General features: G+C 63.2%; 13 protein-coding genes. 2 read left to right on the top strand and 11 right to left on the bottom strand.

Annotated features, from left to right (window positions below):
- Positions 1-334: 334 nt before the first annotated feature.
- On the top strand, positions 335-910 hold the full coding sequence (locus tag E1748_RS27705; RefSeq protein ID WP_240766821.1) for a hypothetical protein: 576 nt from the start codon (positions 335-337) through the stop codon (positions 908-910).
- Positions 911-1,351: 441 nt separating this feature from the next.
- Here E1748_RS27705 and E1748_RS27710 read toward each other — a convergent pair whose 3' ends face one another.
- From E1748_RS27710 to E1748_RS27730, 5 genes are all read right to left on the bottom strand, one after another.
- A complete protein-coding gene (locus E1748_RS27710; RefSeq protein ID WP_240766822.1) occupies positions 1,352-1,654 on the bottom strand; it encodes a DUF6678 family protein in 303 nt (100 codons plus the stop codon).
- Between the two features lie 128 nt (positions 1,655-1,782).
- Positions 1,783-2,370, bottom strand: a complete 588-nt coding sequence (locus E1748_RS27715; RefSeq protein WP_133650433.1) for a chloramphenicol phosphotransferase CPT family protein — start codon at positions 2,368-2,370, stop codon at positions 1,783-1,785.
- Between the two features lie 30 nt (positions 2,371-2,400).
- Positions 2,401-3,795, bottom strand: a complete 1,395-nt coding sequence (locus E1748_RS27720) for a DEAD/DEAH box helicase (protein ID WP_133650434.1) — start codon at positions 3,793-3,795, stop codon at positions 2,401-2,403.
- A gap of 76 nt (positions 3,796-3,871) precedes the next feature.
- On the bottom strand, positions 3,872-4,729 hold the full coding sequence (locus E1748_RS27725) for a hypothetical protein (protein WP_133650435.1): 858 nt from the start codon (positions 4,727-4,729) through the stop codon (positions 3,872-3,874).
- 32 nt (positions 4,730-4,761) lie between these two features.
- Entirely contained in the window at positions 4,762-5,226 is a 465-nt protein-coding gene (locus E1748_RS27730; protein ID WP_240766823.1) for a hypothetical protein, read from the bottom strand.
- Positions 5,227-5,475: 249 nt separating this feature from the next.
- On the opposite strand from E1748_RS27730, the gene E1748_RS27735 reads away from it, so the two are divergent.
- The gene (locus E1748_RS27735; RefSeq protein ID WP_133650436.1) at positions 5,476-6,168 is read left to right on the top strand and encodes a DJ-1/PfpI family protein; all 693 of its coding nucleotides are present in this window, start codon (positions 5,476-5,478) and stop codon (positions 6,166-6,168) included.
- Positions 6,169-6,214: 46 nt separating this feature from the next.
- On the opposite strand, the gene E1748_RS27740 is transcribed toward E1748_RS27735, so the two are convergent.
- The 6 genes from E1748_RS27740 to E1748_RS27765 form a co-directional block, all read right to left on the bottom strand.
- The gene (locus tag E1748_RS27740) at positions 6,215-7,288 is read right to left on the bottom strand and encodes a porin (protein WP_133650437.1); all 1,074 of its coding nucleotides are present in this window, start codon (positions 7,286-7,288) and stop codon (positions 6,215-6,217) included.
- 137 nt (positions 7,289-7,425) lie between these two features.
- Positions 7,426-9,276, bottom strand: coding sequence for a dipeptide ABC transporter ATP-binding protein (locus E1748_RS27745; protein WP_133650438.1), 1,851 nt, complete (start codon positions 9,274-9,276; stop codon positions 7,426-7,428).
- A complete protein-coding gene (locus E1748_RS27750) occupies positions 9,273-10,097 on the bottom strand; it encodes an ABC transporter permease (RefSeq protein ID WP_133650439.1) in 825 nt (274 codons plus the stop codon). Before E1748_RS27750 ends, E1748_RS27745 begins: the two co-directional genes overlap by 4 nt.
- Positions 10,094-11,038: an ABC transporter permease gene (locus E1748_RS27755; protein WP_133650440.1), complete on the bottom strand. Its 945-nt coding sequence runs from the start codon at positions 11,036-11,038 to the stop codon at positions 10,094-10,096. Before E1748_RS27755 ends, E1748_RS27750 begins: the two co-directional genes overlap by 4 nt.
- Positions 11,035-12,624, bottom strand: coding sequence for an ABC transporter substrate-binding protein (locus tag E1748_RS27760; RefSeq protein ID WP_205965304.1), 1,590 nt, complete (start codon positions 12,622-12,624; stop codon positions 11,035-11,037). Before E1748_RS27760 ends, E1748_RS27755 begins: the two co-directional genes overlap by 4 nt.
- A complete protein-coding gene (locus E1748_RS27765; protein ID WP_133650441.1) occupies positions 12,624-13,736 on the bottom strand; it encodes a C45 family autoproteolytic acyltransferase/hydrolase in 1,113 nt (370 codons plus the stop codon). The genes E1748_RS27760 and E1748_RS27765 overlap by 1 nt, the downstream gene beginning before the upstream one ends.
- Between the last annotated feature and the right edge of the window lie 79 nt (positions 13,737-13,815).

A 13,815-nucleotide genomic window follows, 5' to 3' on the forward strand; every position in this document is an offset into this window, starting at 1 on the left:
GTCATCGTAGTCCGAAGCGGTGAAGGTGAGAGGACGCGGAAGGGGACGGAGGGTCGCCGCCTTCACGTAGGGCGCCATGGTTATGGCGACGGCGCACGTCAATAATCAAGCGCTTACGGGTAGCCGCGCCACGAATGCTTGGGCTAGTGCGTCGAAGTTCTTGCGACCGGCCGGCGTCCGCGCCAAAGCCTTAGCATCTTTCAGATGTGATTGGCTGTAGCCGACCCTCAAGGGACGGTCGCGGTTAGCGGAAGCGGACGTTGGGGAGGAGCGCTGAAGGCCCCTGATGCTCTCGTGCCACAATGGCAGCATCTCGTACTGCCCGCGACGACGTATGACTCTCACTCAACCAGCCGTGAACACGGCCCAATTCGGTTCGTTGATAGCGGCTTTTCCGGAGGCCTTGCGCTCCGATGTGGGTGTCGTCGCGAACTTTATCGGAGGTGGCAACGCGACCGATCGTGGATTGCCGGTCGTTGTTCGAGGCGAATCGCTCAATATCCCATATCGGATTTACGACGATCCCGACGAAACGCTGTTGGCATGTCTGAATGAAACTCAAGCCATCGTATATGCGTGCTTGTTAACGAGGCACCATGATGGGCATGTACGCCAGCGCCAGATCGAACGGCTGGTAGCGTCATCTGAACCTTGGGTTGCACCATTCGTTATGCAACTCTGCGGCGACTATGTCATTGAGATTCTCGATGCGGTCGAAGCGCACTTGTCGTCCATGGATCAACGCACCTACGGGGCGTTCTTCCGAGAGAATTCGTTATTTTTCCAAAGGACGCGCGATCGAATGATCAGCTACTGGGATTGCTACTACCGTTGGCTATACAAGCGAGAAGCCGACTATGTTGGCTTCCGATTATTCGATCGGTTCCGCGAATGGAGTGCTGCCGAGTAAGCCGATCCTCCACTAGTGATCGTCAACGATTCTTGTCACAGGGACGAAAGTCCGTTCCTGGCCGACAGCGGCCCGAACAGGAGATTGGTGGTCACTACTTCGCCGGGTCTATCCATCCCGGGCGAAGTCCGCGAACGTGCTCTTCTCACACTTGCTCGATCGACTCCGAGTTGCCTAGGTCGGCCTCCATCTCGCCGACGCAACCCCAGCAGTCGCCGCCACAGTTCATCGACAAGGGGTCGTCGCGCCGATCGAGCGTTCGGTTACATATCCTACATTTCATCGCTCGGCTTCCAAGATGTGAATTCGCCAAATTGTCAGCGATTTACGCCGGTAAGTCGAACGGCCCGTTGTGGCCGACCACTGCCCGATGTGGTTGGTAGTCGCCGCCCCTTGCTGCCGGTCGGGTCGTTGCAATTCCGCTGGCAGTGAGTCATAGATCTAAAGGTACTCGACGTGCGTTCCCAAGCGTACATAGCCATAGACCTTGAAGCCCGCCTCCGTTGCCTCACCTGGAACGTGAACACGGCGGAGAATCTGCAACACAGCCTCGCGCTGAGCTGAAGAGGTTACGGCAATCTCAATCCATTCATCGTCTTCATGACGGCCGAAGAAGTGATAAAACCATTCTCGATCCCACGCGCTGACACCTCCACTCTGAAGGTTCCGAACACGGAATCGTGGTGACAGCTCCCCGAGTCCATGCATACCCATTCGCAGTTCTGCCCATTTCGTATTGTTCATGACAGGAATCATAGGTTGAACTCAAATGTCGAAAAGCCGGTTGTAGGGATTCGCGCCCGCCGCCCCCTGCTCGAATTGTTGACGATTCTCGCGTCGGCGTCGAATGACCGGTTGTGGCCGACATCTGCCTAATTGACGTTACCGAAAAATTGCTGATGCATCTTCGAGAATGCAGCAGGGGTCGGTCGGCTCCGTAACCACTCCAGAACCAACTGCGCACAATCAGAGGCGCTCGAAGACGACGTGTCCACGACGTGATCGTAGTGCCGGTTAGCATGAATGGAGTCGAATTGAGACTTGGCCGTTCCGATCTTACGGTCGCCACGGGTAAGCTCACGTGCGATCAGAATTTCGAGCGAACAAAAGACGCCGACGATGAAGACCGGGAGGCCGATCAGGTCTTCGAGCATGTAGTGCCACGCATCCGATGAAAGGACGTGATCGACGATCACAGCCTGACCGTGCCTGGAAAAGGTCGCGGCAGTGGCATTTATTGCTCTGCATAGCGCGGCCACGCGAACCTGGATCACCTGCTTCTCGACATCCCAATAGTTTGCAGGTTCCATGTTTCGGAACGCGTCCAGCTCGATGTGCAAATGATGCTCAACCAGGTTCTCGCACAAATACTTGGAAAGCGTACTTTTGCCGGTACTGCTCGGACCGTTGAGCACGACGATGGTCCCGTATGGCGGCTGCAGCATTTCGGTGATCGGCATTGAGGTACCCGTCGATGGCCTGCAAATGGATCAGTGTTTCCGCGTTGACGTCGACTTGTTGTTGCGGGGCTTTTGCACACCGGATGGCTGACCGCTGGCGACGCGGGTGCCTTTACCCGAGGCCAAAGCGCGCTGCGCTGCAGGCTTGCGTTTGCTTTCGCCGATTTGCGGCCTCTGCTTTTTGCCGGGCACCTGGATGGCGCCCGGCGCAGCTTGCGGTACCTTGGGCTTTTTGGGTTTCTTGGGTTTCCTGATGATCTCGCCCGTCGCGCTGGTTTGCGGCACGCGGTGTTCGGCTTCAAAACCCGGCTCTTCTTCACGGGGCAGCGTTTGCCGGATCAGCGCTTCGATCGCGGCCAGTTGCGGCGCTTCGTCGGCACACACAAGGGACACCGCCACGCCGCTGGCGCCCGCGCGACCGGTACGGCCAATACGGTGCACATAGTCTTGCGCCACGATCGGCAGATCGACGTTGATCACCAGCGGCAGGTCGTCGATATCCAGACCGCGCGCAGCCACATCGGTGGCTACCAGCATGTGTACTTCGCCCGTCTTGAAGCGTTCCAGCGCACGCATGCGCGCAGGTTGCGGTTTGTCGCCGTGGATAGTGTCGACCGCATAGCCCGCTTCATCCAGCATCGCGGCAAGGTAGTCCACGCCATTGCGGGTTTTGACGAACACCAGCGCGTGCTCCCACTTGTTCGCAGCCACAAGGTGCATGAAGAGATCAGGCTTGTTCTTTTTATCCACCGGCACTACCCACTGCCTGATCCTGCTGGCCGTGGCATTGGGCGGGCTGACGCTGATATTGATTGGGTCGCGCAGGATGCCCGCCGCCATGGCGCGGATGTCATCGGTAAACGTGGCAGAGAACAACAGGGTCTGGCGCTGGGCGGGCAACGCAGCAAAGACGGCATTCAGCTCGCGCGCAAAGCCCAGATCCAGCATGCGGTCGGCCTCATCCAGCACCAGCGTTTGCACCTGATCGAACTGCACTGCGTTCTGGCGATTGAGGTCCAGCAAACGGCCCGGCGTGGCGACGAGCACATCGACGCCTTTGCGCAACGCCATCATTTGAGGGTTGATACTCACACCGCCGTAGGCGGCCAGAAATCGTAAGTCGAGGCCTTTGCCGTATTCGATAAAGCTTCGCAGCACCTGTTCCGCCAGCTCACGCGTCGGCACCAGCACCAGAACACGCGCGCGGTTGCTGGACACCGCCGCGCCGTGTTGCACCAGCCGTTGCAGCAGCGGCAGCGCAAAACCCGCCGTTTTGCCCGTGCCGGTCTGTGCCGCAGCGATGACGTCCTTGCCATCGAGCACGGCAGGAATCGTCCTGGCCTGTATTGGCGTAGGTGTCTGGTAATCGAGGTCCCGCACATTACGCAGCAACGGATCGATCAGGCCAAGCGAGGCAAAAGACATGGACGTATTCGGGGCTAAAGCCGCAATTCTAGCGGTTACCGCGAGGCCCCACGTGCTAACCGGCTTGCGTCGCGCGTTACTGACGCGCCTGCGGACAAGCCTCCCGCGCAGCCTGAAGTCCCTCGGCATACGCCGCGTCAAACTTCGCACCCGTCATACTCGCACCGAATTTTGCCTGCAGCCGCTCTCGCGACCACTTGCCGTTCCCCGCCGCTGCCGCGAGCAGATCGAATGCAAGCGCCTGCGACGGATCCTGCGCGTTGAATTTCCCCGAGCTGTAGCTGGTGGCCAGCAATCCCGCAGCAAGCGGATTGCATTTTCCGGCCGCATCCTTCAGATGATCGAGCGCGTCATTCTTCCAGCGTTCGACGTCCGCGCTATCCGGGTCCGCTCCATCTGACTTAACGGAGCCCATCCCATCCGGTCCTTCCAGATAGAAATCGACCTGTGCATCGGCGTGACCGGTTCGCGCGGCCAGCTCGAGAAAATGGAGGCGCTCCTGCACTTCTGCAGGCGTTACCCCCGCGCACAGATGTGCAGGCGAAGGCGCGTGATCGCCTCGCGCGCTATCGCGTGAACCGGAATCCGGTGCACACAGCGATTCGGCCAGATAGACCTTGTACGCGGCGTCTGCATCGCCGAGACGCGCGGCACCCTGGTACTGCGCGACATACTGCGCGACCGTCTTGCCGCCGAGATCGATCACGCGTCCGCTGCTGCCGATCAGCGAAGGCGATGCATCTTTGTCACTCGCTGCCCCACCCGATTGCGGCGATTGCGAAAAAGCCGAAGCGCCGCCACGATCGGTTCGCAAGTCTCGAGCATGCACAGCGGTCGGCGCGACGGGCATCGACTCACCGGCAGTGAAATGAACAGCGGCCACGACCGTACCCGCGAATCCAGCCGCGACGAGAAGCGTGCGCGTCATGTTCATCGGGATGCTCCGGTCATGGCCTCGGGCACGGTCTACTGCCACAGATAGCAGTACGTCTCGTTGCTCTCGAGATTGTTGCCGAGCGCCGGCTGCGACAGGTCTTTCGTCCAGCCGTTCGGATCGGTCGGCGTCGGCGTGTCGCCGCAGTTCGTGTGGACCCAGTGGATGCCGACGTCGCCGCCCGTATAAAGCTCGCCGCAGAGTTCGAGTTGATCGCCGACGCGAATCTTCGTCAACGGATCGGGGATGCTGTTCTGGTTGCGGCTATAACCGTTCGCGAACACGTTATCCATCGCGACGTCGTAGGTGTTGCCATCGGTGCCGCGCAAACTCACGTGCGTGTGATCCAGATAGATGCCGTTGAGCTTCGACCCTGACTTGAACACGGGCGCCGTCAGAACGGTGCCGGTCAGCAACGTTCCGCCCTGGCAAACGTCGGCTGCGAACGCGGGAAGGGATGCAGCGGATAACGCCAGAACCAGAAGAATCTTCTTCAATTTAACTCCCCTCGAAGTTGAATGAAATATGCGAACGGGATCTCGTTGAAATCCCGCGATTCACGATACAGAAGGGACTATGAAGAAGGGATGAAATCTCCGGACGTAGAGATTCTTTGAGATTCTGATGACATGCCCTGCGCATGACGCAGCGCTGGCAGCAATTGCACGCTCGTTGTCCTTCCCGCCACGCATGATCGCGCTTCAATGGATCCTGACGCCCACGAACCTCCATCGACGAGAACCGCCATGTCCGATACCCCCGTCCGCACCGCCGGCTTTCTGCTGTATCCGAATCTCACGCAACTCGATCTGACCGGACCCTTCGAAGTGATCGGGCGATTGCCCGGCTGGAAGACGGAACTGGTCGCGGCATCGCGTGCGCCGGTGCGTTCCGATCGCGGGCTCGTGTTTCAGCCCGATACGTCGTTTGCCGAAGCCGGCGACTACGACCTGTTCGTCGTGCCCGGCGGCCCAGGCACCGACGACGCGATGCTCGATGCCGCGACCGTCGCGTTCATCCGCGAGCGCGCGCAGCGTGCACGCTACGTGTTCGGTATCTGCACCGGTTCGCTGCTGCTCGGTGCAGCCGGTGTGCTGCGCGGACGGCATGCAGGCACGCACTGGCAATCGCGCGATCTGCTCGCGAAGTTCGGCGCGATTCCGAGCGCGGCGCGTCTGACGGTGGACGGCAATCTGTTCACGTCGGGCGGCGTGACGGCGGGCATCGATATGGCGCTGCGCGTCGCAGCCGAAGTGGCCGGCGACGACGTCGCGCAGCAGATCCAGTTGTGGATCGAGTACAACCCGGAGCCGCCGTTCAACGCGGGTTCGCCGGAGACCGCGCCGCGTGCGGTCGTCGAGCAGGTGGTGGCGGCGTCGGCGCAGCGGATGGCGATTCGCAGGGCGGCGGTCGAACGTGCGGCTGCGGCGTTGGGGTAGTGAACTGTGTGCCGCGTGCGTAACGACGCACGCGAGCACGCCCCCATCAAAACCGATGCCGGATCCCCGCCACCGCGCCCAACTGATTCTCCCCCGCGACGATATTCGTACCGATCCCATCGATACCCAGGTTCGACCCGTCGCGGTTCTGCGCATACGATGCGTTCACGTAAAGGTCCGTGCGCTTCGACAGGTAGTAGTCGAGCGACAGCACATACGACGTCGGGTCCTGGCCCGTGCCGCGCACGTCGGTGTGATACGCGACCGCCGACACCTGAAGCGCCGGCGTGAAGTGCTGCGTCGCGCCGAGCCAGAACAGGTTCGCATGCGTTTGCGCAGCGCCGACGGTTTGCTGTAGCAAACGCCACGCAGCGTACAACTCGGTTTTGGCGAACTTGTAGCTCGCGCCGATGCTCAGGCGCCGCGCGGTGTCGTCGGCGCTGGCGATCGACGTGCCCTGGCGCTGGTCGTACACGAGCGCAACGTCGAACGGTCCTGCCGCATAGCGCGCACCCGCACCGTACTCGCGACCGACCTTCGTGTGGCCCGGCACCTGCGCGCCGCCCGTGATCGTCGAGTCGTAGCCGTTGCTGTACATCGCCGCGAGCGTAACGCCGCTGAATTCGACCATGTACTTGGCCGAGTTGTCGGCGCGTCCGGTGAGCACTGCGTCGTGTGCGATTGCCGAATACGACGAGCCGAAGCGCATCGGGTCGTAGCGGATGATCATGTCGTACAGCAGGTTCTGCTGACGCCCGAGCGTGACGGTGCCGTAGCGGCCCTGCAAACCGACATACGCCTGCCGTCCAAATTCTCTACCGCTCTGGCCGAGCGTACCGGTGTTCACGTTGAAGCCGTTCTCCAGCACGAAGATCGCTTTCAGTCCGCCGCCGAGATCTTCGACGCCGCGAAATCCCCAGCGCGAACCGGACAGGTTGCCCGATGCTTCGCGCACGACGGTGCCGCTGCCTTTGCTGCTGGTCGGCACGTGGTTCACGGCTTCGATGCCGACGTCGACGATGCCGTATAGCGTGACGCTCGATTGCGCGTGGGCGGCCGGCGCGGCGATCAGCAGGGTTGCGGCGGCGGGCAGGCTTAGACGGATGAGTCTCGATTTCATGGCGGTCTCTCTGCGGTTGAAATGGAAGAACTGGTGAACTTCGGACGAACGCGGTCGCCGGCCTGGGTGTGCCCAGGACGTCGGAGAAGATGCAGGGGAGTAAAGCGATAAAGCGCTAAGCCGACCGCTTGCGACGATTAAGGTCCATCGCGCACGGCCACACGATGCGACGCATCGCCCGCCATCACATCGACAAGCGTGCAGCGCGCGAGTGTTTCCGTGGAAGAACCACTACGCTGCGTTTCCGCATCGAAGTACGCACGCGGCACCGTATCGTCGGGCACGTCGCGCGTCTGCACGGTAAAGCCGTTCTCACGATCGCCGCGCAATTCGGGAACGGCTTGCAGCAACCGCTGCGTGTACGGATGACGCGGCGCGTCGAACACCGCATCGCGCGAGCCTTCCTCGACGACATGCCCGCGCAGCATCACGATCACGCGATCCGCGATCTGCTCGACGACGCCGAGATCGTGCGAGATCAGCAGACACGCGAAGCGATAACGCGCCTGCAGTGCGACGAGCATATCGAGCACCTGCTTCTGCACGGTGACGTCGAGCGCGGATACGGGTTCGTCGGCGATGATGACCGCAGGGCGACTCACCAGTGCGCGAGCAATCGCGACGCGTTGACGCTGTCCGCCCGAGAGTTCGTGCACATACCGCTTTCCGTAGCCGTCGAGGCCGACGTCGGCGAGCGCTTCGACGACCCGCGCGCGTTTCGCGGCGGCATCGAGTGTGGGATCGGGCCGCAGTCCCTCGCGCACGAGTTCGTCGACACGCATCCGTGGATCGAGCGACGAGTACGGGTCCTGAAAGACGATCTGGATCGCGCGACGCGCACGGCGCAGCGCATCGCGACCCGCATCGAGAAAAGGCTCGCCGTGCAGCAGCACGTCGCCTTCCGCACGCTCGACGAGTCCCATCAGCGCCTTCGTCACGCTCGTCTTGCCGCTACCCGACTCACCGACGATCGCGAGCGTCTGCCCCGCATGCAGCGCGAACGACAGCGGGTGCACCGCGCGCATCTGCGTCTTCGTGAACCAGCGACCCGGCACGGTGTAGTCGACGGCGAGACCGCGCACGTCGAGCACGGGCGTCTCTGCAACGGGCGTTGTCAAAGCATCGGCGACTTCATCAGAATCCGGAGCACGTCGCGGCAACGCTTCGAGCAGCTTCAGCGTGTAGTCATGCGCGGGCCGCATCAGCACACGCGCAACCAGACCGCTTTCGACAGCAACGCCACGCCGCATCACCAGTACGCGCTCGGTGTACGCGGCGACGAGCGCGAGGTTGTGGCTGATAAAAATCAGCGCGGTGCCTTCCTCGCGCGTCAGCGACAGCATCAGGTCGAGCACTTCTTTCTGGACGACGCAGTCGAGCGCGGTGGTCGGCTCGTCGGCGATCAAGAGACGCGGGCGCAGCAGCATCACTGCAGCGAGCATGATCCGTTGCCGCATGCCGCCGGAGAACTCGTGCGGATAGCGCTTCATGCAACCCTGCGGATCGCGCACACGCACGCGTTCGAGCATCGCGACGGCCTGCGTCCACGCCTGCTGTTTGGGAACGCCGCGACGCCGGACGAGCGCCTCGGTCAACTGCTCACCGACGCGAAACGCCGGGTTCAGCGACACCATCGGCTCCTGAAACACCATGCCGATGCCGGTGCCGCGCAGCGCACGCCATTGCGCAGACGTACCACCGAGCAGTTCGCGACCGTCGAAGCGCGCGCTACCGGACAGCACGCGCGCAGCATCGGGCAGTAGTCCGAGCAGCGCTTTGCCGATCATCGTCTTGCCGCTGCCCGACTCGCCGACGATCGCAAGCGTCTCGCCCGCATGCACGTCGAAGCCGACCTGCTGCACGACGGGTTGCGCATCGCCTGCGCGATTCGGGAACGCGATCGTGAGATCACGCAGTGCAAGCAACGGCGCTGAAGACGATGACGAGATCTCGACGCAAGAAGACGCAGACACTTCGACCCGGTTCATGCATTCACCCCCTTCATCCGCGGATCGAGCAGATCGCGCAACGCGTCGCCGAACAGGTTGATGCCGAGCAGCGCGAGTGAGATCGTCGCGCCCGGAAAGATCGCGAGCCAGATCGCGTGATCCATTGCGTTGCGGCTGTCGGCGAGCATGCCGCCCCACGTCGGCGACGGAGGTGGCACGCCGAGGCCCAGAAAGCTCAGCGCGCTTTCGGCGAGCAGTGCGGAGCCGAACAGCGTCGTTGCGAAGATCAACAGTGGCGCCGCGCAGTTCGGCAGCACGTGACGAAACAGCGTCCACGTCCCGCCGTTACCCATCGCCCGCGACGCGACGACGAAATCGCGTTGCCGCAGCGACAATGCACCGGCACGCGCGAGTCGCGTCACCGACGGCGTGTACGCAAGACCGAGTGCCAGCACGACGCCCCAGCGCGACGGTCCGAGCACGGTCATGATGCCGAGCGCGAGCAGCAGTCCGGGAAACGCCATCAACGCTTCGACGGCCATCATCACCAGCCGGTCGACCCAGCCGCCGACATAGCCCGACACCGTGCCGATCGTCGTGCCCGCGACGAGCGCGCACAGCACCGACAGCGCGCTCACCGCGAGGCTCACGGTCGCGCCGGCCATGATCCGCGACAGCACGTCGCGGCCGAATTCGTCGGTGCCGAACCAGTGCTGTGCGGACGGTGCGGCGAAGCGCGAGAACAGATCGACGTCGAGCGGATCGTATGGCGTATGCACGAGGCCCGCGAGCGCGAGCAGAAACAACGCGCCGACCAGCGTCGCGCCGAGTACGAGATTGATGCGTCTGAACACTCTCATCCGAGCCTCACTCGCGGATCGAACACGGGATACAGCAGATCGACAATCAGATTGACGAGCACGTACAGCAACGCGATCAGCAGCAGACAGCCCTGCACGACCGGATAGTCGCGCGCATAGATGCTCTCGACGAGCAGCCGGCCCATCCCCGGCAACGTGAACACCGTCTCGATCACGGCCGCGCCCGCCAGCAGGTGACCGAGGATCAGACCGATCACCGTGAGCGCCGGACCGAACGCATTCGGCAGCACGTGACGCAACAGCACGCGACGCTCGGACAATCCTTTCGCACGCGCATGAGCGACGTATTCGAGGCGCAGCACTTCGATGCTGCTCGCGCGCATCATCCGCGTGACGGCCGCGATCTCGGTCAGCACGATCGCGATCACCGGCAGCACGAAGTAGCGGATCGTTCCCCAGCCCGCCTGCTGGAACGTTTCGAAACCGAACGTCGGCAGCCAGTGCAGTTCGACGCCGAAAAGCCAGATCAGCAGGATGCCGACCCAGAAGCCGGGCATCGACACGAGCAGGATCGTCGTGAAGACGATCGCGAAATCGGTGCGGCGGTTTTGCGCCCACGCGGCGACGAGCCCGGCCGGAATCGCGATCAGGCACGCGAAGAACGTCGCGGTCAGCACGATCTGCGCGGTGACCGGAAAGGTCTCGCGGATCAGGTCGAGCACCGGCTGATGCCGCACGATCGACATGCCCATATCGCCGTGCATCAGATGCATCGCCCAGCGCACGAACTGCTCCGGCACCGAGTGATCGAGCCCGAGCGAGTGACGCATCTGCGCGAGCAGCGCGGGGTCGTCGATGTCGCCGAGCATCAGGCTCGCGGGGTCGCCGGGAATCGCGCGGATCATGCCGAACACCAGCAGCGCGACGATCAGCACGGTCGGGATCGCCAGCGCGATGCGCCGGAAGAGGTACGAAATCATCGGGTGCCCTCGGCGGTCGTCGCGACCTTTTTGACGTTGAAGAAGCGCACGCGCCGCAGCGGCCACGACGACACGCCCTCGAGCCGCCGGCTCACGAGCATCAGATCGGGTGAGTCGTACAGCACGATCATCGGCGTGTCGGCGAGCATCATTGCGTGCAGCGTGTCGAAGGTTTTTGCGCGCACGGCGGGATCGGTGACGCCCGAAATGCTTTGCAACGCCGTGCGTGCTGCGGGGTTTTCCCACTGCGCCATCGGCATCTTCGTCTTGTCGCCGATCACGTCCGCGTACATCTGCGCGGGGTCGAGTCGCGCGGAGTACGCGAACGCCATCATCTGGAAGTGGCCCGAGCGGAAATCGCTCAACTGCGTGGCCCATTCGACGACGTCGAGTTCGGTATGAATCCCCGCTTTCGACAGCAACGCCTGCGCGTACACGCCGAGCCGGTAGATCGGCGCATAGCGGCGGCTCACTTCGAGCTTCAGCGTCTGCCCGCGATAACCGGCCTCGGCCGCGAGCCGCTTCGCTTCGGCGACGTCGTGCGGATAACCGGTGCGATCGCCGGCGTCGTACAGCGTGTCGCTGGTCGGCACCAGCGACGGGTTGTACTCGGCGCGGCCGTTGCTCACCGCGTTCGCGAGATTCGGCAGATCGAGCGCGAGTGCGATGGCGCGGCGCATCCGTGGATCGGTGAGCAACGGATCACGCGATTGCATCAGCAGCACCAGCGGATCGGCACCATGCCCGACGACCATCTGCCAGCGCGGATCGGGCGGCGGGATGTCGTTTTCGTCGATCGTCACCGCGTCGACCTGGCCCGACAGCAGCGCGGATTTCTGCGCTGCCTGATCCGGAATCACGACGAAGCGCACCGGCGCATACGCGATCTTCGCGCCGGCCATGCCGCTCGGCGGCTCGGGTCGCGGTTTGTATTGCGCGAACGGCGTGAGCAGCACGTACTGGCCTTTACGCCATTCGCCGAACACGTAGGGGCCGGTGCCGATCGGCTTCACCCAGCGGCCCTGCGCATCGACGCTGTCCGGATGCAGCACCGCGAGCGGGCAGCGTGGATTCGCGAGCTGTGCGAGGAACAGCGCATACGGATGCTCGAGCTGAAACACGACGGTGTGCGGATCGGGCGTGCGCACCGCCAGCACTTTCACGCCGCGATTGCTGGTGTAGACCGCGCGGCACGCGAAGCCGGAGCGCGGGTTCATGAAATAGTCGAAGCTCCACTTCACTTCGGCCGACGTGACCGGCGCGCCGTTATGAAAGAGGACGCCGTCGCGCAGCCGGAACGTGTACGTGGTGCCGTCCGGCGACACGGTCCAGCTGTCCGCGAGCATCGGACCGATCGACATGTCGGCCTTCAACGCGACCAGCGATTCGACGACGTGACCGAGGATGTTGTCGGTCGACGTGTTGCGCGACTGATGGCCGGGCATCGAACTGGGCGTGTCGGAGCCGTCGGCGAAACGGATCTCGGGGTGTGATGCGGGCGCCGTTGCCGCAAGCGCCGCGCTCGCGATGCCGACGAACGCGACCCACGCGAGCGCAGCCGCATACGCGGGACGGCGCATGCGCATCACAGCGTGTACTCGACGAATTCGCGGTTCGCGTACGGCTTGCGCGCGATCCACATTGTGCGGCCCTCCGGGTCCATCAGCGTCGTCGCGACGGTCGCCGAGATGCTGTCGTGGCTCGCAGGTTTCGGCGAGCGCAACACGCTGTCGGGCGAACCGTAGTCGTCGGCGAGAATCGCTTTGACGGTAGTCCAGTCGATCTTGCCGCCGTCACGCTGCGCAGCGGCGAGCGCGACCTCCACGCGACGCTGCCGGTACAGCGTGTCGGGCCCCGACTTCAAGCCGAGATCGTCGAGCTTCGTGCGCGCGACCGGACACAGCCAGTGGTTCGCATGCACCAGCACGTCGTTCTCCGGCTGCAGCCAGAAAATTTCGTCGGGTGCGCATTCGAGATCGAACGCTTCGCCGCCCATATGCCCGAGCAGCAGATTGTTCGAGCAGAAACGCCGCGTGTTCCACACCACTTTCATCGCGGCGGCGAGACTCGGCGCTTCGAGCATCTTGCGACGCACGAGAACGAGCGGCACGTCGGCGGGACGTTGATAGTCGCGGTTCGACGTGAGGAAGTTGCCGGTCAGCGACACGCCCGCACTATTGAAACCGTGACGCGCGAGGCTGCCCGCCTCGGTGAAGGTCAGCAGATCGGGGCCGTCGCTGCGACGCATCCGCAGCACGATGCCGGTGTCCGTGCATTCCTCACGCCAGTCCCAGTTGTGCGCATGCATCAGCCGACCCGTCGCGCTCGCGGGCGGCAGCACGATGAGACCCGTGCAGCCGTCGTCGAGCGCACCGCGTGCACGCGCGAGTTCGCCGTGGCCGAACATCATCTCGGTGCGGCAGTTGATCAGGATCACGTCTTCGAGCGCCACCTGCGCGCCCGCCGCGATGCCGCGCATTTCCTCCAGATAGGCCGGCTCGAACGCAGCGATCGCGGGCGTCATCGATGCGGCGAGTTCACGCTGCCGCGCCGTCTCGACGCCGCGTCGTTCGAGCTGTCGCCGGTACAACGCGACGCTGCGGGCAACCCGTTCGGGGACCGCGCGGCCGTGGGCGGCACCGCGCTCGAACGGATTGCCGTCGACTTCGACGAAAGGAAAAGCTTCGGACGTGGACATCGCGGGGCGCTCCTGAATGACGGGTTGGTGAAAGGAGTGTACTAAAACGAAAATAAATTCAATATGCCTTCGGGTGATA

The sequence above is a fragment of the Paraburkholderia flava genome (genome assembly GCF_004359985.1).
GTDB classification, from domain to species: Bacteria; Pseudomonadota; Gammaproteobacteria; order Burkholderiales; family Burkholderiaceae; genus Paraburkholderia; species Paraburkholderia flava.